This is a genomic window from Aeromonas sp. 55A, from assembly GCF_051919665.1.
GTDB lineage: Bacteria > Pseudomonadota > Gammaproteobacteria > Enterobacterales > Aeromonadaceae > Aeromonas > Aeromonas veronii.
Window position 1 is genome coordinate 2,685,970 of record NZ_JBQBEH010000008.1, and the last position, 20,695, is coordinate 2,706,664.

The 20,695-nt window shown below is 60.8% G+C and carries 21 protein-coding genes; 10 read left to right on the forward strand and 11 right to left on the reverse strand.

Annotated elements, in window-relative coordinates; genetic code table 11:
* Positions 1-15: 15 nt before the first annotated feature.
* The 3 genes from ACTG2G_RS16565 to fldB form a co-directional block, all read right to left on the reverse strand.
* Positions 16-1,356, reverse strand: a complete 1,341-nt coding sequence (locus tag ACTG2G_RS16565) for a TldD/PmbA family protein (RefSeq protein ID WP_439985641.1) — start codon at positions 1,354-1,356, stop codon at positions 16-18.
* Positions 1,356-2,756 carry a TldD/PmbA family protein gene (locus ACTG2G_RS16570; protein ID WP_439985642.1) on the reverse strand — a complete coding sequence of 467 codons (1,401 nt, stop codon included), beginning with the start codon at positions 2,754-2,756 and terminating at the stop codon, positions 1,356-1,358. Before ACTG2G_RS16570 ends, ACTG2G_RS16565 begins: the two co-directional genes overlap by 1 nt.
* A gap of 202 nt (positions 2,757-2,958) precedes the next feature.
* Positions 2,959-3,477, reverse strand: a complete 519-nt coding sequence (gene fldB, locus ACTG2G_RS16575; RefSeq protein ID WP_005335151.1) for a flavodoxin FldB — start codon at positions 3,475-3,477, stop codon at positions 2,959-2,961.
* Between the two features lie 249 nt (positions 3,478-3,726).
* Between fldB and xerD the strand changes: the two genes are divergently transcribed.
* On the forward strand, positions 3,727-4,626 hold the full coding sequence (gene xerD, locus ACTG2G_RS16580; protein ID WP_439985643.1) for a site-specific tyrosine recombinase XerD: 900 nt from the start codon (positions 3,727-3,729) through the stop codon (positions 4,624-4,626).
* A gap of 72 nt (positions 4,627-4,698) precedes the next feature.
* Here xerD and mscL read toward each other — a convergent pair whose 3' ends face one another.
* Positions 4,699-5,109, reverse strand: a complete 411-nt coding sequence (gene mscL, locus ACTG2G_RS16585) for a large-conductance mechanosensitive channel protein MscL (RefSeq protein ID WP_042054731.1) — start codon at positions 5,107-5,109, stop codon at positions 4,699-4,701.
* Positions 5,110-5,425: 316 nt separating this feature from the next.
* Here mscL and ACTG2G_RS16590 point away from each other — a divergent pair, with 316 nt between their 5' ends.
* The 4 genes from ACTG2G_RS16590 (at position 5,426) to nqrE (ending at position 9,249) form a co-directional block, all read left to right on the forward strand.
* The gene (locus tag ACTG2G_RS16590; RefSeq protein WP_005335146.1) at positions 5,426-6,073 is read left to right on the forward strand and encodes a disulfide isomerase DsbC N-terminal domain-containing protein; all 648 of its coding nucleotides are present in this window, start codon (positions 5,426-5,428) and stop codon (positions 6,071-6,073) included.
* Positions 6,039-7,769 carry a single-stranded-DNA-specific exonuclease RecJ gene (recJ, locus tag ACTG2G_RS16595; RefSeq protein WP_429204391.1) on the forward strand — a complete coding sequence of 577 codons (1,731 nt, stop codon included), beginning with the start codon at positions 6,039-6,041 and terminating at the stop codon, positions 7,767-7,769. Before ACTG2G_RS16590 ends, recJ begins: the two co-directional genes overlap by 35 nt.
* A gap of 287 nt (positions 7,770-8,056) precedes the next feature.
* Positions 8,057-8,449: a hypothetical protein gene (locus tag ACTG2G_RS16600; protein ID WP_421386168.1), complete on the forward strand. Its 393-nt coding sequence runs from the start codon at positions 8,057-8,059 to the stop codon at positions 8,447-8,449.
* Between the two features lie 200 nt (positions 8,450-8,649).
* Entirely contained in the window at positions 8,650-9,249 is a 600-nt protein-coding gene (nqrE, locus tag ACTG2G_RS16605; RefSeq protein ID WP_429204389.1) for an NADH:ubiquinone reductase (Na(+)-transporting) subunit E, read from the forward strand.
* A 67-nt stretch (positions 9,250-9,316) separates the two neighbouring features.
* Here the strand turns inward: nqrE and lnt are convergent, their stop codons facing one another.
* The 5 genes from lnt to miaB all read right to left on the reverse strand — a co-directional run bounded on the left by lnt (position 9,317) and on the right by miaB (position 14,988).
* Entirely contained in the window at positions 9,317-10,861 is a 1,545-nt protein-coding gene (gene lnt / locus ACTG2G_RS16610; RefSeq protein ID WP_429204387.1) for an apolipoprotein N-acyltransferase, read from the reverse strand.
* Positions 10,862-11,009: 148 nt separating this feature from the next.
* Entirely contained in the window at positions 11,010-11,894 is an 885-nt protein-coding gene (corC, locus tag ACTG2G_RS16615) for a CNNM family magnesium/cobalt transport protein CorC (protein WP_005354092.1), read from the reverse strand.
* A gap of 95 nt (positions 11,895-11,989) precedes the next feature.
* Positions 11,990-12,454 carry an rRNA maturation RNase YbeY gene (gene ybeY / locus ACTG2G_RS16620; RefSeq protein ID WP_058058877.1) on the reverse strand — a complete coding sequence of 155 codons (465 nt, stop codon included), beginning with the start codon at positions 12,452-12,454 and terminating at the stop codon, positions 11,990-11,992.
* Positions 12,451-13,500 (reverse strand): PhoH family protein, encoded by a 1,050-nt coding sequence (locus tag ACTG2G_RS16625; protein ID WP_005362369.1) that lies wholly within the window; start codon positions 13,498-13,500, stop codon positions 12,451-12,453. The genes ybeY and ACTG2G_RS16625 overlap by 4 nt, the downstream gene beginning before the upstream one ends.
* 54 nt (positions 13,501-13,554) lie before the next feature.
* Positions 13,555-14,988: a tRNA (N6-isopentenyl adenosine(37)-C2)-methylthiotransferase MiaB gene (gene miaB / locus ACTG2G_RS16630; protein ID WP_421386169.1), complete on the reverse strand. Its 1,434-nt coding sequence runs from the start codon at positions 14,986-14,988 to the stop codon at positions 13,555-13,557.
* A 265-nt stretch (positions 14,989-15,253) separates the two neighbouring features.
* Between miaB and ACTG2G_RS16635 the strand changes: the two genes are divergently transcribed.
* From ACTG2G_RS16635 to ACTG2G_RS16645, 3 genes are all read left to right on the forward strand, one after another.
* Positions 15,254-16,417: an FAD-dependent monooxygenase gene (locus ACTG2G_RS16635; RefSeq protein WP_421386170.1), complete on the forward strand. Its 1,164-nt coding sequence runs from the start codon at positions 15,254-15,256 to the stop codon at positions 16,415-16,417.
* Positions 16,418-16,466: 49 nt separating this feature from the next.
* The gene (locus ACTG2G_RS16640; RefSeq protein WP_421386171.1) at positions 16,467-17,033 is read left to right on the forward strand and encodes a cysteine hydrolase family protein; all 567 of its coding nucleotides are present in this window, start codon (positions 16,467-16,469) and stop codon (positions 17,031-17,033) included.
* Between the two features lie 135 nt (positions 17,034-17,168).
* Positions 17,169-17,861 carry a cold shock domain-containing protein gene (locus ACTG2G_RS16645; RefSeq protein ID WP_421386214.1) on the forward strand — a complete coding sequence of 231 codons (693 nt, stop codon included), beginning with the start codon at positions 17,169-17,171 and terminating at the stop codon, positions 17,859-17,861.
* Positions 17,862-17,951: 90 nt separating this feature from the next.
* On the opposite strand, the gene ACTG2G_RS16650 is transcribed toward ACTG2G_RS16645, so the two are convergent.
* Entirely contained in the window at positions 17,952-18,860 is a 909-nt protein-coding gene (locus ACTG2G_RS16650) for a LysR family transcriptional regulator (protein WP_216953030.1), read from the reverse strand.
* 116 nt (positions 18,861-18,976) lie between these two features.
* Here ACTG2G_RS16650 and ACTG2G_RS16655 point away from each other — a divergent pair, with 116 nt between their 5' ends.
* Both ACTG2G_RS16655 and ACTG2G_RS16660 read left to right on the forward strand, forming a co-directional pair.
* Entirely contained in the window at positions 18,977-19,222 is a 246-nt protein-coding gene (locus ACTG2G_RS16655; protein WP_421386172.1) for a hypothetical protein, read from the forward strand.
* Positions 19,223-19,242: 20 nt separating this feature from the next.
* The gene (locus ACTG2G_RS16660; RefSeq protein WP_421386173.1) at positions 19,243-19,893 is read left to right on the forward strand and encodes an HAD-IA family hydrolase; all 651 of its coding nucleotides are present in this window, start codon (positions 19,243-19,245) and stop codon (positions 19,891-19,893) included.
* 112 nt (positions 19,894-20,005) lie between these two features.
* Here the strand turns inward: ACTG2G_RS16660 and ACTG2G_RS16665 are convergent, their stop codons facing one another.
* On the reverse strand, positions 20,006-20,608 hold the full coding sequence (locus tag ACTG2G_RS16665) for a nitroreductase family protein (protein WP_216953036.1): 603 nt from the start codon (positions 20,606-20,608) through the stop codon (positions 20,006-20,008).
* Between the last annotated feature and the right edge of the window lie 87 nt (positions 20,609-20,695).

Consider the following 20,695-nt stretch of genomic DNA (forward strand, 5'->3'; position numbering starts at 1 on the left):
GTTTCGTTGGGGCGTTTACTTGCCTGCGACGGAGAGCCCGCCAAAACGGATCTGCGGGGCGTAGAAGCCCTTGCCATCGTTGTGGTGCAGGGTGTCACCGACCGCTTCCAGCTCGCCCAGCAGGCGATAGAAGTTACCCGCTACCGTGATGCCGCGCACCGGCTGCAGGCGAACGCCATCGCGACAGAGGAAACCCGACGCGCCAAAGGAGAAGTCGCCGCTCACCGCATCGGCACCCGAATGCAGGCCATCCAGCTTGACCAGCTCCAGATAGTCGCCGCTTTGCACTTCCGCTTCGCAGTGGGGGCCCGCGCCAAACACCAGGTGGCGAGCGGTCACATCAAGGGCGCTGCGGGCACCGCGAGCGGCCGAGCCGTTGCTGGCGACGCCAAAGTGGCGGGCAGTGGCGCTGTTGTGGAGCAGGGTCTTCAGCTCCCCTTCGCCAATCAGCAGCAGATCCGAGCTGGCAGCTCCCTCGCCATCAAACGCCTTGATGTTCATGCCGCCTGGCATATAGACCCGGCTCTCCAGAGTAAGCCAGCGTGACGCCACGCTCTGGCCGACCTTGCTGCGCCAGGGGTTGATCCCCTGCTGGGCCCACTTGCCCGACAGCACGCCCTGAAAGCAGCCAAACAGGCTGGCAAAGCAGTTGGTGCTAAAGATGACGCTGTAGCGACCGCTCGGCACTGCTTCACCGGGTAGCAGGCCATCGGCGATGGCGTAGATTTGCTCGATCAGGGCCTGGCTATCCAGCTCGTCGAAGCGGCGGCCATACTGCCCCTGCGAGTGCATCGACTGGCGGCCATCCCGTTCCACCAGCGCCGAGGTGTAGCAGCCGACGCTGAACTCGCCGTGCTGGCAGAGGGTGCCCTGACTGTTGGCGAGCCAGATCTGGCTCTCACCTTCGAAGAAGCTGTTGTAGGGAGCGCCGCTCACATCGGGCATGGCCAGCATGTCAGATTCCAGGCGCAGGGCCAGAGCGATCTTCTCCTCAACCGGCGTGGTATCGGGCTGGTTGATCTCGGCGCAATCTGTGGTGATCCGGCTATTGGCCACCGAGATGCGCTGATCCGGATCCACCTTGGCAAAGCGGCTGGCATCGAGCGCATCCTGCAGCATGGTATCCAGCGCCAGCTCATCGAGGGATTCCGAGTAGGCGATGCCGACCCGACCCTCTTTTATCAGGCGAATACCGAGTTGCTGGCTGCTGGTGACCTTGTATTCACCCAGCTCGCCCTTGTCTGCCTTGAGGGAGAAGGCCTTCTCCTGATTGGCGATGATGTCTGCCTCGGCACCAAGGTCGGCCATTTTATCCAGCAGGCGGGTGAGCAGTTGGTTCATGTCGAGTTGGCTCATCAGGCGTTCCCTCCCACCAGAATGTTGTCCACTTTGAGGGCCGGCTGGCCCACCGAGGTGGGCACCGAGCCCGAGACCGAGCCGCACATGCCAGCAGCCAGCGCCAGATTGCGGCCCACCATGGAGATCTCTTTCAGCACCTGCGGGCCGGTGCCGATCAGGGTGGCTGACTTGAGCGGCTTGGTGATTTTGCCGTGCTCGATGAGGTAGGCCTCTTGCACATTGAAGTTGAATTCACCGGTGCCGGGCTGTACCGAGCCGCCCCCCATCTTCTTGGCGTAGATGCCATGCTCGACGGTGGCCAGCATATCGTCGAGGCTGTGGTTGCCCGGTTCGATATAGGTGTTGCGCATGCGCGAGGTGGGGGCGTACTTGTAGGATTCGCGCCGCCCGGAGCCGGTGCGGGCATAACCGGTCTTGAGGGCGCCCATTCTGTCCACCAGAAAACCGGTCAGCATGCCGTCCTTGATGAGCTGGGTGTGCTGGGTCGCCATCCCCTCGTCATCGACGTTGATGGAGCCCCAGGCGTTGCCTTGCAGTCCCTCGTCCACCGCATTGACCACCGGATTGGCGATAAGCTGGCCCATCTTGTCGTGGAATACCGACGCCTTCTTGGCCACCGAGGTGGTCTCCAGCAGATGGCCACACGCCTCGTGGAAGATTACGCCGCCAAAGCCGTTCTCCATGATGACCGGCAGGGTGCCGCTTGGGCAGGGCGCCGCGCCCAGTTTCACCAGCGCCTGACGGGTGGCAGTGAGGGCCAGCTCGCGCGGATCGATGCGATCGGCATGCTCCCAGCCCATCAGGGCGCCGGGGGCCTCGTAACCGACGCTCTGCTCGCTCCCTTCCATGGCGATGGTCTGGGCCATGATGCGGTTGTAGTGGCGGCGATCGGCGACTTGCACCCCTTCGCTGTTGAAGATCTCCACCTCCTGCTCCCAGCCCAGCACGTTGCCGGAGAACTGACTCACCTTGTCGCTCTCGGCGCGGGCCACCGCATCCATGGCGTGCAGGTAGGCAATCTTCTGCTCCAGCAGCTTGTCGGCCGACAGGGGCAGCGCGACCGGGTTGCGATCGCTCAGGCGGGTGAAATCGAAGGCGGTGGCGGTCACCACGGGGTCGCGGCGGTCTTTGGCCGCCAGCAGGGTGACGATGCGCAGCAGCTCGTCGCGGCTGGCCAGATTGGTGTAGCCGTAGAGCACCTTGTGGCCGTAACAGAGGCGCACACCGATGCCGAAATCGAGGCCACCGCTGATGTTCTCTATCTGGCTGGAGAGCAGGCTGAGCTGGCTGCGGCGCTTGCGCTCGACAAACAGCTCGGCAAAATCGGCACCCAGCGCCAGCGCGTGATCGAGCACGTCACGGGCGATGGCGGGGGCCAACAGGGAGAATGGGGTCATAGAATATCCTTTTCTGGTCTGTCCGTTTGCTTCCGACATCCGGCTCTGATTGTTATGGGATGTCGAGTCCATTGTTGCAGACCAGCACAAAAAAGTCGCTATAGCGTCATGCGATGATACCGATTGAGAAAATCGGTGCGATAACTGCGCCCGGCGGCCAGGGCCAGGCGCTCAGGGTCGTTTTGCCAAAACGTGGGAAAGATCAGAGCAGGGCGTGGATTTCGCTCAGGATCTGTTCGACCCACTGTTCGATGCGCGGATCGGTCTGGTCATACTGATTGGCATCGTCCAGCGCCAGCCCAACGAAGTGACGGCCATCGTCGATCAGTGCCTTGGAGGCATCGAACTCATACCCTTCGTTGGGCCAGTAGCCCACCAGCTTGACCCCTTTTGGCACCAGCTGATCGTGCAGCATGCCGAGGGCGTCCTGGAACCATTCGCCATAACCGAGCTGATCGCCGAGGCCAAACAGGGCCACGATGCGTCCCTCCAGATGGAGGTCGGCGATATCTTCCCAGCGGGACTCCCAGTCCTCCTGCAGTTCGCCAAAATCCCAGGTGGAGATGCCGAGGATCAGGATCTCGTAATCCTCCATCCGGCGCAGGGAGACATCCTTGATATTGTGAATATCCACCAGCTCGGGGCCGATGAGGGCGCGGATCTTCTCGGCAGCCATCTCGGTGTAGCAGGTGGTGGAACCGTAAAACAGACCAATCTTCATCGCTCTACTCTCTGTTGGCGCTTTCTCGCGTGCTTTGGCGCGTTCTCGCATGCTCGTGTGGGCTGCGCCATGTTGGCAACACGATGGGTAACGTAAGGGGAGGGCGCCAGTCTAGCAGATTGCCATTCGACCTTCACCGCCCGGCAAGGGGCGTGGCAAACGTGCCTTATCTTTCCAATGAAAGTGCCTTGTCTTTCCAAGGAGTTGGCGCGTTACAATGGGCCATCGATCCCCTGATTGCAGCGCACCATGAGCAAACCCGACCCCCATCCCCTGATTGAACCCTTCCTCGACGCCCTCTGGCTGGAGCGGGGATTGTCTGACAACACGGTCAGCTCCTATCGCAGCGATCTGGAGAAGTTCTCCCTCTGGCTCGACGAGCAGGGGGGCTCGCTGCTGCTGGCGGGGATGGACGAGATCCAGCACTACCTCGCCTGGCGGGTCGATCACCAGTTTGCGGCCAGCAGCACCGCCCGCTTTCTCTCGTCCCTGCGCCGTTTCTATCAGTATCTCAACCGTGAGAAGCTGCGCAGCGATGATCCGACCGTGTTGCTGGAGGGGCCCAAGCTGCCGAAAAAACTCCCCTCAGATTTAAGCGAAACGGAAGTGGAAGCTCTACTGAGTGCGCCGCTGGTGGATGACCCGCTGGAGTTGCGGGACAAGGCAATGCTGGAACTGCTCTACGCTACCGGCTTGCGGGTTTCCGAGCTGGTGGGGCTCACCGCCGAGCATGTCAGTTTACGTCAGGGTTTGGTGCGGGTGGTCGGCAAGGGCAACAAGGAGCGGCTGGTGCCGATGGGCGAGGAGGCGATGCACTGGCTGGAGCGTTACTACCGGGAGGCCCGCACCCTGCTGCTGGGGGGCACCACTTCGGATGTGGTATTTCCCTCCAAGCAGGCCCGTATGATGACCCGCCAGACCTTCTGGCACCGCATCAAGCTCTATGCCCTGCGGGCCGGGATCAACGGCGAGCTATCCCCCCATACCTTGCGCCACGCCTTCGCCACCCATCTACTCAACCACGGCGCCGACCTGCGAGTGGTACAGATGCTGCTGGGCCATGCGGATCTCTCCACTACCCAGATCTACACCCATGTGGCCAACGAGCGACTCAAGGTGCTGCACGGGGAGCACCACCCCAGAGCCTGAGTGGCTGGCCTCCCAAAAACAAAAAACCGCCAGCAGGCGGTTTTTTTATCTCTACACGACAGGAGATGGCGCTTATTTCCCTTGTTGGGATTTCAGCAGATCACGGATCTCGGTCAGCAGCTCCTGATCCTTGGTCGGGCCTGCCGGGGCGGCGGCTTCCTCTTCCTGCTTCTTCTTGAGGGTGTTGATGGCCTTCAGTCCCATGAAGATGGCGAAGGAGATGATCAGAAAGTCGATGATGGTCTGGATGAACTTGCCATAGGCGATGACCACGGCGGGTGTTGTACCTTCTGCGGCCTTCAGGGTGACCGCCAGGTCGCTGAAGTCCACGCCGCCCAGGATAAGGCCGATGGGCGGCATGATCACGTCACCGACAAAAGAGGAGACAATTTTGCCGAAGGCGGCACCAATGATGATACCGACCGCCATGTCGATGACGTTGCCGCGGGCGGCAAAGGCTTTGAACTCTTGAATCAGACTCATTATTTCCTCCGAAATTAAACAAGATAGCGCGTTGATTACCCTTGCCAAAGGGCGAACTCTTGTCAGGAAAAACAGAGGCTAAGCCGCGTTATTCCTGTCGTCCTGACTAGCTTGCGGGCGTTATGAGTCCTTGGCAATCGGGGGGAGCCATTTTTTTGGTACAAAGTGATATTAATTTTTTGGTAAGTAGCTGGTTGAATGATGAGCTGCGCTGCTGTAGTTTGCTGGGTCGATTCATTCATACCACGTGAGTAAACAAGTGAAGTATTTACTACTGGGAATGATGCTTTTGTGCACATTTGCTGCCAGAGCGGGGATGGATACCCAAGCCTTGAAACAGACCATCACGGCCCGGCTGGGGGTTCCCGTCTATCTGGTTGAACCGACCCCGATCGCGGGGTTGTATATGCTGGGCACCTCACAGGGGGTGCTCTACAGCGATGCCAAAGGGGATTATGTGGTGCAGGGGGTCATGCTGGATATGACCCGTGACATGAAGAACCTGACCATCTCGGGTATGCGCGAGCAGCGCCGACTTGGTTTGGCGCAGGTGGCTCATGCCCCCATCGTGCTCAAGGCCCGGGATGAGCGTCACCGGGTTGCGCTGTTTCTCGGCGAGCAGGACGCAAAGCGCCGTCAGCTCTCCGGCACCTTGCAACACCTGCAGGCATCCGGGGTGAGCGTGGCTCTCTATCCGGTGATTGATCACGCCGAACGGGCCGCCGACTGGTGCAGCGATCCCCTGCTGCAAAATGATCCGTTAAAAGCCTATTTGCCTCAAACGGCATGTAGTGAGACCCTTATCCAAAATATTGGCCTGAGCCAATGGTTGGGGGTCAAGGTACTGCCGGCCTGGGTCTCCTCCGACGGGGATCTGGTGCGCGGGTATCAGAGCCCCGAACAGCTGCTCAAGATACTGGATCATATTGATGTCCCTGCAAATCCGTCGTCGTCCGCGAGTTGATGATTCCCATCTGCCTGCCACCCTGCATCCCCTGCTTCGCCAAATCTTCGCCAGCCGTGGAGTAGAGGACCCCGCCCTGCTGGAGCGCAGCGCCAGCCAGCTGTTGCCGCCCCAGCGCCTCTATGGGATGGAGCGTGCGGTGCCGCTGCTGGCGGATGCCCTGACCGCCCAGAAACGGATCCTTATCGTCGGCGACTTTGACTGCGATGGCGCCACCAGTTCGGCGCTGTGTGTGCTGGCGCTGCGCGCCATGGGTGGCTGCCATATCGATTTTCTGGTGCCCAACCGCTTCGAATTTGGCTACGGCCTCACCCCCGAAATTGTCGAGCTGGCGGTGGCGCGCGGCGCCGAGTTCCTCATCACGGTGGATAACGGCATCTCCAGCATCGCCGGGGTGGCGGCAGCCAAGGCGGCGGGCATGCAGGTACTGGTTACCGATCACCATTTGCCGGGTCAGGAGCTGCCTGACGCCGATGCCATCGTCAACCCGAACCAGCGCGGTTGCGACTTCCCCTCCAAGTCGCTGGCCGGGGTGGGGGTAGCCTTCTACCTGATGGCGGCCCTCAACACCCATCTGCGTCAGCTCGGCTGGTACGAACGGCAAGGGTTGCGAGCCCCCAATGTGGCGGATTACCTCGATCTGGTGGCCCTCGGCACGGTCGCCGATGTGGTGGCGCTCGATGGCAACAACCGTATTCTGGTGCATCAGGGGTTGCAGCGGATCAGGGCCGGCCGCTGCCGCCCCGGCATTCAGGCGCTGGTGGATGTGTCGGGCCGCGATGGTCGCCGCCTCACCGCCGCCGACCTCGGTTTTGCGCTGGGGCCGCGCCTCAACGCGGTGGGACGCCTCGATGACATGTCCCTCGGGGTCGCCTGTCTGCTCTGCGATGATCTCAATCTGGCGCGCCAGCTTGCGGCCGAGATGGACAGCCTCAATCAGGAGCGCAAGGAGATCGAGCAGGGGATGCAGCAGGAGGCCCTCGCCACTCTGGAGCAGATCCGTTTTCGCGATGGCGAGGTGCCGTCGGGCATAGTGCTGCACCGGGACGAGTGGCATCAGGGGGTGGTGGGGCTGGTGGCCTCCAAGGTTAAGGAGAAGTACTACCGCCCGGTTATTGCCTTTGCCGAGAGCAGCGAGAGCGAGCTCAAGGGCTCCGGCCGCTCTATCCCCGGCGTGCACCTGCGCGATGCGCTGGAACTGCTCGATACCCGCCACCCGGGCCTGATGGGCAAGTTTGGCGGTCACGCCATGGCTGCGGGGTTGACCCTGCCCAAGGCCAACATCGAGGCGTTCGGTCGGGCCTTTGAGGCGGTCATCAGCGAGCTGGTGACGCCGGAGCTCTTGACCGGGGTGTTGCTCACCGATGGCGAGTTGTTGCCGGACGAACTCAATATCGAGCTGGCGGAGCTGATTCGCGCCTCCGGCCCCTGGGGGCAGGCCTTCCCCGAGCCACTGTTTGACGGCGAATTCGTGCTGGTGCAGCAGCGGCTGGTGGGGGAGAAGCACCTCAAGATGATGCTGACAACCGATTCTGGTCACGCGGTGGATGCCATCGCCTTTGGCGTCGATCTCAAGCGCTGGCCCGATGTCTCGGTCAAGCGGGTGCGGCTTGTCTACCGGCTTGATGTCAACGAGTGGCGCGGCAACCGCAGCGTGCAGCTGCTGGTGGAACATCTGGAAGCAGCCGGTCTTTGAGCCGGTAGCATCGCTGCTCTATCACCGCTTTATCACAGATAGCGCTGACAACGGCCACCCTCGGGTGGCCGTTTTACTGTGGGCCCGGGGGGACTCTACCGCCTTGTTATGTTGGTATTTAATTGCTGGCTTTCTTAGTAAGAAGGTTTTTAGTATCGTTTTATGTCAGTTAGTACGGTTTAAAATTCAATAAAAAGAGGCGTTGTGATACATTCATCCCCGCATCATTTTGTTGTTTGAACGGGACTGACTCTTTGCTGCCTTCTGGCCGACTATCGACCTGGGCGATGGCCCTCTCTATCGCCAGCCTGCTGTGGTTTGCCGCTTTCGCTGCGGTAGGGGTCACTGCAACACCTCATCAGGCGTCGGTCAGGCAGAAGGTCTCGATGCAGCTGCATGAGCAATCCGATCCGGGATTGGTCAACAGTGTCGGCCTTCCTCCTGCCTCCCAGTGGCGACTCGGCTTCGAGCTGGGGCGGCGGCTCGAAGGGGTCACTCATACCGAGCGCTATCAGATGGTGCTGGCCTGGTTCCAGCACGATATCCTCGGCCTGCTCTGCGGTCTGCTACTGGTTCTCCCTCTTCTCTATCTCAGGCAGCTCCCCGGCTACTTCGGTTATTTGCACCGACGGCTGCTGCTCTGTCGCCACCTGCAATATCGTTTCTGTCAAGGCGACTAGCTCACCCGGCTGGCGGACGCTCATCCACGTTTTCACACGGCTTTTAACGCTCCCGATTGACTGACGGGGCAGGCTGACACCTGCAGCCTTCGCTCTATCGTCCGGTGCTGCGTCCGCGCTTTCTGTTGTTTCGTCCATGCTGCTGGCCATCGGCCAGAGGCAGACTTTCTCTTTGCGCAAACACCTGGTGAGCACACCCTATGGACTACTACCTCAACCTGTTTATTCACTCAATCTTTGTCGAGAACCTCGCCCTGGCCTTCTTTCTGGGGATGTGTACCTTTCTGGCCGTCTCGAAGAACATCAACACCGCCTTTGGCCTTGGCATGACGATCCTGGTGGTGATGGTGATCGCCATTCCCCTCAACAACTTGATTTACCGCCATATCTTGCGGGCAGGCAGCACCTTTTTCGGGGAATTCGATCTGGGATTTCTCGATTACATCATCTACATCGGGGTGTTGGCAGCGCTGGTGCAGGTGATGGAGATGGTGCTCGACAAGTACGTTCCGGTGCTCTATCAGGCGCTCGGCATCTATCTGCCGCTGTTGACGGTGCACTGCGCCATCTTTGGTGGGGTGATGTTTATGGCGCAGCGGGATTACGATTTTGCCGAGTCGCTGGTCTACAGCGCAGGCTCGGGGCTTGGCTGGCTGCTGGCCATTGTCGCCATGGCCGGGCTGCGCCAGAAACTGAAGTACGCTGATGTACCCGAGGGGCTGCGGGGCATCGGCATCACCTTTATCGTGGCGGGGCTGATGTCCCTTGGTTTCATGTCCTTCTCCGGCATATCTCTGTGAGGGGATGACATAAAAAAACGAGGCGCCTGCGGGCGCCTCGTTTTTTATCGGGGATTGCGGATTGGCGTTACAGCTCGCGGGCCCAGGGGTGAGCCTTGGGGCGCAGCGCCAGCGCCAGACCCAGCAGCAGCACGGTCAAACCGTAGAGGGGCCAGCTGCCAAAGCGCATGTAGGGGGTCTCGCCGTGGGCGGGACGCACCTCGCTGCGCAGCACGCCCGCTTCAAACAGCGGGATCTGGCCGATGATGCTGCCGTCGATCTCGGTCACGATAGTGATACCGGTGTTGGTGTCCCGCAGCAGCGGACGAGCTAGCTCCAGCGCGCGCATCCGGGCGATCTCCATATGTTGCCAGGGGCCTATGCTGGTGCCAAACCAGGCGTCGTTGGAGACGGTCAGCAGGAAGTCGGTATCGGCATTGACGTTGCGGCGCACCTCCTCCGGGAAGATGATCTCGTAGCAGATGGCGGCGGCAAACTTGAGCCCCTTGGCGATCAGGTTGGGCTGCACTTCGTCACCCCGGCTGAAGGAGGACATCGGCAGGTTGAAGAAGGGGGCGATGGGGCGCAACAGATCTTCAAACGGCACGAACTCGCCGATGGGCAGCAGGTGGTATTTGTTGTAGCGGTTGGGGTGGTTGTAGAAGTAGGACTCCTTGCCATCCGCATCCTGCACCCCCATGCCGAGCACGGTATTGTAGAAGCGCTGTTGCTGCTCGTCGTAGTGAATGATCCCGGCCAGCAGGCCGGTATCGTTCACCTTCATCGCCTTGTCCAGATTCTCCAGATAGGGGCCCATCGCCTTCTCGATGGCCGGGATCGCCGACTCCGGCCAGATGATGATGTCGGCATCCTGATTCTCGCGGCTCAAGTCCTGATAGGTGCGCACCGTGGGGGCCAGCGCCTCCGGATCCCACTTGAGGGACTGGGCAATATTACCCTGCACCAGTGCCACCTTGACCGGCTCGCCACGGGTGACCCAGTTGAGCTGCATCAGACCGTGGGCACCGGCCACCAGCAGGGCAGGCACCGCCAGCCAGAGCGGGGAGCGGGACTTCCACACCAGCCAGATAGCGGAGGCGGACAGTAACAGGGCGAGGGTGATGCCCTGCACCCCGAGAATGGGGGCAAAGCCCTTGAGCGGGCCGTCGATCTGGCTGTAACCAAACCAGAGCCAGGGGAAGCCAGTCATCACCCAGCCGCGCAGCCAGTCAGCCACCAACCAGAGGGCCGGGAAGGCGAGCAGCCAGCGGCTCCAGTGACGGCCGCCAAAGAAGCGGGCAAAGACCCAGCAGGCGAGCGTAGGGTAGAGTGCCAGATAGGCGGAGAGCCCGGCCAGCAGGATGAAGGCGACCGGCAGCGGGATGCCGCCAAACTCGGTCATGCTGACGTGGATCCACCACAGCCCCGGCAAAAAGAGTCCCATGGCGTAGCCAAAACCGCGCCAGGCGGCCTGTTTCGGCGTGGCTTTGTCCAGCAGGGCGTAGAGGCCAAGCAGGGAGGGGATCACCAGCGGCCAGTAGCCGAAGGGGGAGAAGGCCAGCACGGCGATGGCACCAGAGGCCAATGCACTGAGGCTTAACAGAATTTTGGAAGTAACAGGGGATAATCTCACGGGCGATGGTGCTCGTCTTGGTGTGCAACTGGGGTCGAATGGCCGGTATCTTAACCTGTAAGTGGGGCAACGGCGAGCCTCGATGCCGGTGGCAGAGAGCACAACGCCCCGAGGTCGGGGCGTTGTTTCACACATCGAGTGGATCTGCCTATTGCGGCTCGGATTGCGCCGCCGCGTGGTGTTCGGGGATCTTCACCTGCAGTTGCTGCAGACGACGCCGGTCGGCATGCATCACCTTGAACAGGTAGCCATCCAGCTCGATCTCCTCGCCCTTCTTGGGCAGGTGGCTGAATGCGTGCATCACCAGACCGCCTACCGTATCCACCTCTTCATCGCTGAATTTGGTGCCGAAGAAGTCGTTGAAATCCTCGATCTCGGTCAGGGCACTGATGGAGAAGACCCGCTTGCTGAGGCGGCGGATTTCGTCCGGCTCATCCTCGATGTCGTCAAACTCGTCGTCGATCTCGCCAACGATCAGTTCCAGTATGTCTTCGATGGTCACCAGACCGGAGACGCCACCAAATTCGTCGACCACAATGGCCATGTGGTAGCGCTCTTCACGGAACTCCTTGAGCAGACGGTCAACCCGTTTGCTTTCAGGCACGATCACCGTGGGGCGCAAGATTTTCTCGAGCTGCAGCGGCTCGCTGGCGTGATGGCCGCCAAACCCGAAGGGGAGCAGATCCTTGGCGAGCAGAATGCCCTCCACATGATCCTTGTCCTCGTTGATCACCGGGAAGCGGGAGTGGCCGGACTCGATGATCACCGGCAGGATTGCATCCACCGGTTGGGACTTCTCGATGGTCACCATCTGGGAGCGGGGGATCATGATATCGCGCACGCGAAGATCGGCGATCTCCAGCACTCCCTCGATCATATCCTTGGTGTCCTGATCGATGAGGTCGCGCTCTTCGGCATCGGCTATCACGTCTACCAAATCATTGCGGTCTTTTGGCTCGCCCTGGAAGAGTTGGCTGAGTTTGTCGAGCCAGGTTTTCTTCGGCGAGCCGGTACTAGGGTGATCGTCGGTCATTTTCTCTCTTGGTTACTCGTATGAACACACTTGAAATAGTTCGGGTTATATAAGGATGGCCATCTGCTGTTTCAAGACGATGACCATCCGGTTCTTTACTCTTCGTCGTTCAGATAAGGATCGGCAAAACCTAGCTCCTGCATGATGTCGCGTTCCAGCTGCTCCATCTCTTCGGCTTCCTCATCCTCGATATGGTCATAACCTAGCAGATGCAGACTGCCGTGCACAACCATGTGGGCCCAGTGGGCCATCAGGGGCTTGCCCTGCTCCTCGGCCTCGCGCTCTACCACCTGACGGCAGATCACCAGATCGCCGAGCAGCGGCAGCTCCAGACCGGGTGGCGCCTCGAACGGGAAGGAGAGCACGTTGGTAGGCTTGTCCTTGCCGCGATAGGTGAGGTTGAGCTCGTTGCTCTCCGCCTCGTCGACGATGCGCACCGTCACTTCTGCCTCCTGCTGGAAGCCGAGAATGGTGCCGTCGAGCCAGCCTTGCAGCTGGGCTTCGGTGGGCAGGCCGTCAGTGCTGGCACTGGCCAGTTGCAGATCCAGGGTTACGCTCATTGCTCGCTCTCTTTGCTGGCGTTTGTTTGGCCGGCCACCTTCTCGGCGGCCTGTTTGGCGTCGAACGCCTCATAGGCCTGCACGATGCGGGCCACCACCGGGTGGCGAACCACGTCTTTGGACTCGAAGAAGTTGAACGACAGACCATCGACCCCTGGCAGCACTTCCAGCGCGTGGCGCAGGCCGGATTTGGCGTTGCGCGGCAGGTCTACCTGGGTGATGTCACCGGTGACCACTGCCTTGGAGTTGAAGCCGATACGGGTGAGGAACATCTTCATCTGCTCGGTGGTGGTGTTCTGGGCCTCATCGAGAATGATAAAGGCGTCATTGAGGGTTCTTCCGCGCATATAGGCGAGCGGCGCCACCTCGATGATGTTGCGCTCCATCAGCTTCTCGACCCGCTCAAAACCCAGCATCTCGAACAGGGCGTCGTAGAGGGGGCGCAGGTAAGGATCCACCTTCTGGGAGAGATCCCCAGGCAGGAAGCCCAGCTTCTCGCCCGCTTCCACCGCCGGGCGAGTCAGCAAAATGCGGCGGATCTCCTGACGCTCCAGCGCATCCACCGCCGCTGCGACCGCCAGATAGGTCTTGCCGGTACCGGCCGGGCCGATGCCGAAGCAGATATCGTGGCGCACGATATTGGCGATGTACTGGGCCTGATTTGGGCTGCGTGGCTTGATGAGACCGCGCTTGGTCTTGACCGTCACTTCCTTGCCATAGGGGATGCTCGGCGCCGGTTCGTCATCCTGCTCCAGCACCCGCGACTCCTGAATGGCCAGATGGACCATATCGGGAGTAATGTCGGTCACCTTGCCCCCCTTGAGGGGCTGGGTTTCCACATAGAGGTGCTTGAGGATGACGGCGGCGGCATCCAGCTGGGCCGGTTTGCCCACCAGCTGGAAGTGGCTGTCACGGTAGCTGATCTCGACGCCGAGGCGGCGCTCCAGCTGCTTGATGTTGTCATCGAAGGGGCCGCACAGGCTGGCAAGGCGCTGGTTGTCGGCGGGCTCCAGATGCAGATTCAGGGTCGAGATGTGTCGGCTCAAAATATCCTCGTCTCAAGGCGCTCCCCATCCGCCGGGCGAATGGGGAGGAGGGGATTAATGGGGTGTGAAGGCGGCCACGCCCAGCTCGTCCGGTACGTTATCTGGGCGACGGGCCAGGATTTCGCTCGGGGCGGTGGCGATCCGCAGGTTCATCTCGCTCTCGCCGCGGATGAACTTGCCGCGCAGGGAGTTGGGACGCACCTCGGTGATCTCCACGTCGGCAAAGCCGCCGATCAGGGTGTGCTGGCCTTCGAAGTTGACCACCCGATTGTTCTCGGTGCGGCCACACAGCTGCATCGGGTCGAGCTTGGAGGGCCCTTCCACCAGGATGCGCTGGGTGGTGCCCAGCATGGCGCGGCCAATCTGCATCGCCTGGTTGTTGATGACGTGCTGCAGGCGTGCCAGACGGGATTTCTTCACTTCCATGTCGACATCGTCGGGCATGTCGGCGGCCGGGGTGCCCGGGCGCGGGCTGAAGATGAAGCTGAAGCTCATGTCGAAACCCACATCCTCGATCAGCTTCATGGTCGCTTCAAAGTCTTCGTCCGTCTCGTTCGGGAAGCCAACGATGAAGTCGGAGCTGATGGTGATGTCGGGACGGGCGGCACGCAGGCGACGGATCTTGGATTTGTACTCCAGGATGGTGTGCGGGCGCTTCATCATGGTCAGGATGCGATCAGAGCCGCTCTGCACCGGCAGGTGCAGGAAGCTGACCACTTCCGGGGTGTCTTTGTAGACTTCGATGATGTCGTCGGTGAACTCGATCGGGTGGCTGGTGGTGTAGCGAATGCGATCGATACCGTCGATGGCGGCTACCAGACGCAGCAACTCGGCGAAGGTGCAGATGCCGCCATCAAAGGTCGGGCCGCGGTAAGCGTTGACGTTCTGGCCGAGCAGATTCACTTCGCGCACGCCCTGCTGGGCGAGCTGGGCGATTTCGTAGAGCACGTCGTCCAGCGGTCGGCTCACCTCTTCACCGCGGGTGTAGGGCACCACGCAGTAAGTACAGTATTTGGAGCAGCCTTCCATGATGGAGACGAACGCGGTGGCCCCTTCGGCGCGCGGTTCGGGCAGACTGTCGAATTTTTCGATCTCGGGGAAGGCGATATCAACCTGGGCACCACGGCCCTCTTGCACTTCCTTGATCATGGCGGGCAGGCGATGCAGGGTCTGCGGGCCGAACACGATATCCACATAGGGAGCGCGCTGGCGGATGGCATCGCCCTCCTGAGAGGCAACGCAGCCACCCACGCCGATCACCAGACCGGGCTTGTTGGCCTTGAGCTTTTTCCAGCGTCCCAGCTGGTGGAACACCTTCTCCTGCGCCTTTTCGCGGATGGAGCAGGTATTGAGCAGCAAGACATCTGCCTCTTCGGGCTCTTCGGTAAGGGTGTAGCCATTACTGGCATCCAACAGGTCGGCCATTTTGGACGAGTCATACTCGTTCATCTGGCAACCCCAGGTTTTAATGTGAAGTTTCTTGCTCATTGCTTCTCTTGACTTGTTTTGAAATCGGCATGGTCAAAGGACCGCGCATTTTACTCCGCAATCTGGATACTGCCTAGCTAATATCCAGCTGGCAATGGTGCTCACCCGATACCTGTTGCCAGCAAGCTCAATAAGCTTTCTCCTTGATTTGAGGCAGCAATTCCCTGTTTGTCTCACTGTTTATCAGCCGCCCTTGCGCTATCATGCAGCCATCCGGTTCACGTCCGGGCGCTGTCGCCGGACGCACCCTTTCAGGAATAAATGTATGGAACAGTGTGATATCGCCATCGTCGGCGCCGGCATGGTGGGCGCCGCCACCGCCTGTCTGCTGGCGGCTCAGGGTCTCTCGGTGCGGGTCATCGAGACCCAACTGCCGGAGCATTACGCGCCGGAGCAGCTGCTGGATCTGCGGGTCTCCGCCATCAGTCAGGCCTCGGTGGCGCTGCTGGAGCAGGCCGGTGCCTGGCACCATCTGCAGCAGATGCGGCTCTGCCCCTATCGCCGACTGGAGACCTGGGAGCTGGACGGTTTTGCCACGCGCTTCAATGCCGCCGATCTCGGTCTGCCCCAGCTCGGCTACATCATCGAAAACCGGTTGGTGCAGCTCGCCCTGCTCAAGCGGATGGAAGATTTCCCCACCATCCAGACCCACACCCCGGCGGCGGTGACCAGCCTGCGCCAGAGTGCGGATGAAGCTGTGCTGACTCTGGATGATGGCACCGAGCTGGCCGCACGCTGGGTGCTGGCCTGTGACGGTGCCGAATCCCACACCCGCAAGCTGGCGGGTATCGGCGTATCGCGCTTCGAGTACCGCCAGCACTGCATGCTGATCAATATCGACACCGACTTTGCGCAGGAAGATATCACCTGGCAGCAGTTCACCCCGAGCGGCCCGCGCGCCTTCCTGCCGCTGCCGGGCCAGCACGGCTCCCTGGTGTGGTATGACAACCCGGCCCGGATCCGGGCGCTGGCGGCCATGAGCAACGAAGGGCTTGCCGCCGAGGTGCGTCGCCACTTCCCAAGCCGGCTCGGCGGATTTACCGTCACCGGCAAGGGGAGCTTCCCGCTGGTGCGCCGCCACGCCAACGACTATTACGCCGGTCGGGTAGTGCTGCTTGGCGATGCTGCCCACACCATCAACCCGCTGGCGGGGCAGGGGGTCAACCTCGGCTTCAAGGATGTGGCCTGCTGGACTGATCTGCTGCAAGGAGCGGGCGCCGACTGGCATCAACTGACGTTGGCCGAGCGTTACGAGCGACGCCGTCGTCCCGACAACCTGCTGATGCAGTCGGGGATGGATCTCTTCTACGGGGTGTTCAGCAACGAGATAGGCCCCCTCAAGCTGGCCCGCAATCTGGCCCTCAATCTGGCGGACAAGGCGGGCCCGCTCAAGGAGATGGCGCTGCGCTATGCATTGGGGCTGGTTTGACAGGTAGGAACCAGGTAACACGGGCAGAATGCGCGAAGGAGCAAAGGTGATGAACAAGGCACTGCTGGTGATCGATTTTATCAACGACATCGCCCACCCCGACGGGCGCATTGCCGCCTCCGCAGCCCATGTGCTGGAGCAGGATGCCATCGCGCATGCCAATCAGGCGCTGGCCCATGCCCGCGCCAACTGCTGGCTGGTAGTGCTGATCAAGGTGGGCTTTGACGGTGGCTATCAGCTGCAGCCTAAGGGCTCCCCCATGTTTGGTCGGGCTCACCAGTTGGGGGCGCTCTCTTTGGCTGACTGCGGCACCGACTTTCATCCTGATCTGGATGTGCAGCCCGGCGATCTGGTGCTGACCAAGCCCAGGGTCAGTCCCTTCTATGGCACGGCGTTGGAGCCTGCGCTGCGGGCCAATCACATCGACCACCTCTATCTGTGCGGGGTGAGCACCAGCTGGGCCATTCAGGCGGCGGCGCGGGATGGCCACGATCGCGACTACGCCATCACCATTCTGGAGGATGCCTGCGCCGCCGCAGATGCCACCGAGCATCACACCTCGCTGCGGATGCTGGGTCGCATCGCCGAGGTCATCAAGGTATCCCAGCTCGACTGACCCTTAGGCAGCAGGCTGAGCTTGCTCACTGTTTTGACATTTATGTCTGCGGCCCTATGTTGGGCCGCAGCGCTTTTGGGCAACATGATTGTCGGGCAATATAGTGCTCACATGGATAACAACAAGGATGGACAGATGCGTTATCAGGGACGGATCGCGAGCTGGAACGAGGCGCGCGGCTTTGGCTTTATTACGCCGGAGCAAAATGGCGCCGAGCAGGCAATCAATGGATCACGCAGTGCAGGGCTGTTTGTGCATGTTACGGCGTTGCAATCAGATGGCCGGGTGCCAGAGCCGGGGGAGCGTGTCACCTATCTGATCGGCAGTGGCCAGGATGGCAAACCAAGGGCGTTACAGGTCTTTTTCCCCGATCGCCCGCTCACGTTGGCGGATGCCGTGCCCTCGGCCGAATCATCAGCAGCAAGATCGGCCGCATCATCAGCGGCGCCATCATTTCGGACGGCAAGTCAGCCGCCACGACCCACTTCTACCAGAGAGCGGAGTAACCCCTATCGACGTCGCAAGAGCAGCTGGAGTGGCAAACTGATCCCTCTGCTGGTGCTCGTCGGCCTCTTTTCCATCTATTCCCGTTTCTCGGCTGAGTCGATGGCGCCATTGCCGGTCTCCTCTTTCAATCAGGAAGAGATCAGCACCTCGGTCAGCACGCCACAGACAACGACCTTTATTCGTCAGTGTGATGGTCGGCAGCATTGCTCCCAGATGACCTCCTGCGAGGAGGCAACCTGGTTTTTACAAAACTGCCCTGGTACCAAGATGGATGGGGAAGGAGATGGCATCCCCTGTGAAGATCAGTGGTGTGTTAATTGAAATGCTTTGATTCACAAAGGCCCGATTAATTCATCTCGATTGCTGAGCGCTATCTTCTCCTGGTTCCGTCTGCGGGAGTTTTTGGCTGGGTCAGCGATCGATTGTGGCTGGGTGCGGTGCGGGATGGGGATCGAGGACCAGCTGCACGAAGCGATCGCGGATCGGGTCGGCAAAGGCGGGGTTCCACACCAGACTTATCTCCCACTCGGAACAGGGGCCAAAGAGGGGATAGAGGGTGACGTCCGGGCCCGCGATAAAGCTGACGCTGTGCGGCAGGATGGCATTACCTATGCCTGCCGCAACCAATGCCACCAGAGTCTGAATATCCTCTGCCTCTTGAACCATGCCGGTCAGCCGGTTGGCGCCGAGAAACCCGGCGATCTGCCGGGTTAGGCCGGGACAACGGTAGCCCACCATCTGCAACAGGGGTTGACTGGTCAGTGCCTGCTGGACGTCAAACGATGACGGATCTGGCTGGGTCATCCGGGTTGGCACCGCCAGTACCAGCCGGTCGGTCAGCAGCCGATGCTCCTGCAACAGCGGAGTCTCTGGCCGACGCATAAAACCAAGTTGCAACTGGCCGGAGAGCAGCTGCTCCTGCTGGATCGCGGAGGGCATATCCTGCAGATGGACCATCACGTCCGTGACCTGCTGTTTGAAGCGGGCCACCAGCGCAGGGGCCAGCGCGAAACTCGACAGGCCAAACCCAATCTTGAGCCGACCGGCCACGCCACTCGCCACTGCCAGCGCGTGACGTTCAAACTCCCTGCCGTGTTTGACCAGTGCGCTTGCCTGAGTGAGCAGCTGGGCGCCGAGCGCCGTCAGCTCGGCACCATGGCGGCCCCGCTTGAACAGGGTGCAGCCCAGCGTCTGCTCCAGCCCCTGGATCTGCTTGGTGAGGGCCGGTTGGGTAATGAAGAGGCGATTGGCCGCTTCCCGGTAGTTGGCGGTCTCGGCCAGCGTCACAAACGCCTGCAGTTGCCTCAAGTCGAATTTCATTCCAATTGGTTATCCAAAGTGGCGATTTATTGATTATAAATTATCTAATCGCCTTGTTCTAATGGCTCGGCAAGGGGGGAATCGCCCTCCTCTGAACCGGAATAAGGAGCCATATCATGTCTACCCAACGTTATCTGTTTTTGATCAAGGGCAAGCTGGTGCTGGCTCAGCCGTTGGCGGCCCCGGAGACTGGGGAGCTGCTCGCCAGCCTGTTGCAACAGGGGTTTGTGGTCGGCCCCTTGCAAGTGTGGGCTGGCAATACCGAGCAGGCGCTCGCCTGTTATGAGCGTGCCGCCCAGCAGCAGGCCTTTGCCGATGCGCTCTCTGGCTCTCTGCCCGAGCTGGCCGGGGTGCCTGTATGAGTGTCTGTATGAGTGCTGGCATGAACACGATCACCCTGTCGGTATCCGCCCTGCTGCTCGATATGGATGGCACCCTGGTCTGCTCGACAGGCGATGTGGAGCAGGTATGGCAGCTCTGGTGTCGTGAACATCTGCTCGATCCCGAGCCAGTGTTGGCGATGTGCCACGGTATACGTTCGCGCGAGGTGAGCCGGGAGCTGGCCCCGCAGCTGGATGTGGAGCGGGAAGCGGCGCGGCTCGACGAGCTGGAGATGCTGCATACCGGCGGCGACGCCATCGCAGGAGCTGGCGAGTTGCTGCGCCATTTGCCGCCAGAGCTTTGGGCCATCGTGACCTCCGCCAGTGAGCAGGTTGCCCGTCACCGCCTGAATTGTGCCGGTTTGCCGCTGCCGGCCGTGCTGGTGGGGGCCGAAGCTGTGATCAATGGCAAACCCGATCCCGAGCCCTATCTGCTGGGCGCTGTACGGCTTGGCGTGTCGCCCGCTCGTTGCTTGGTGTTCGAGGATGCCCCGGCCGGTATCGAGAGCGCCCTGCGTGCAGGTTGCACCGTGGTGCAGGTAGGGGGCGATGCGCCGCTCAATCCGGCGGTGGTGGCGGTGATCCGCGACTGGCGCGAGGTGAGAGTGGTGTCAGGGAAAGGCGAGTCCTTGCAGGTGACGCTGCCCGCCTGAGCGATGGAGATAATGGATTGTGGCTGTATATGCGCTATGAACCATCGCCATCCGCACTCTATGTTGCAATAAAAACGCCCCCGAGATGCGGGGGCGTTTTGCTATCTGGCCGTTATTTGAAAACGCGGAAACGGGTGGCATCGTCGATGAAGGTCTTGTCGCCGGCCGGTTGCTGGATGCTGCCAAAGGGCATCTGGGCACGCAGCAGCCAGCTGGCTGGCAGGTTCCACTCCTTGCGTACCGCCTCGTCGATGAGGGGGTTGTAGTGTTGCAGGGAGGCGCCGATCTTCTCCTGGGCCAGGGTGGTCCAGACCGCAAACTGGGCGATGCCGGTGGCATGTTCCGACCAGATGGGGAAGTTGTCTGCATAGAGGGCAAACTTTTGCTGCAGATCCTTGATGACGTCGGTGTCTTCGAAGAACAGCACAGTGCCGAAACCTGCGCGGAAGCTGCCATCCACCTTGGCCTCACTCTGGGCGTAGGCCTCCGGCGGCACGATCTTTTTCAGCTCGGCTTTGACGATATCCCACAGCTTATGGTGCTGGGCGCCAAACAGGATGACGGCGCGGGAGCTCTGGGAATTGAAGGAGGAGGGGCTGTGCCTGATGGCATCCTGGATCAGGGCCGTCAGTTGTTCCGGTGTATGGGACACCTGGCTGCCCAGGGCATAGATGGTACGACGTGCTTTGATCTGTTCGATAAACGGACTGCTCATAACATCTCCTTGTTCTGCTTGGCGTTGCAGCCGGTGATGGACGGTGTGTCCAGCGCCGGCCGCGTCAGGTATAGACTATAACACCCG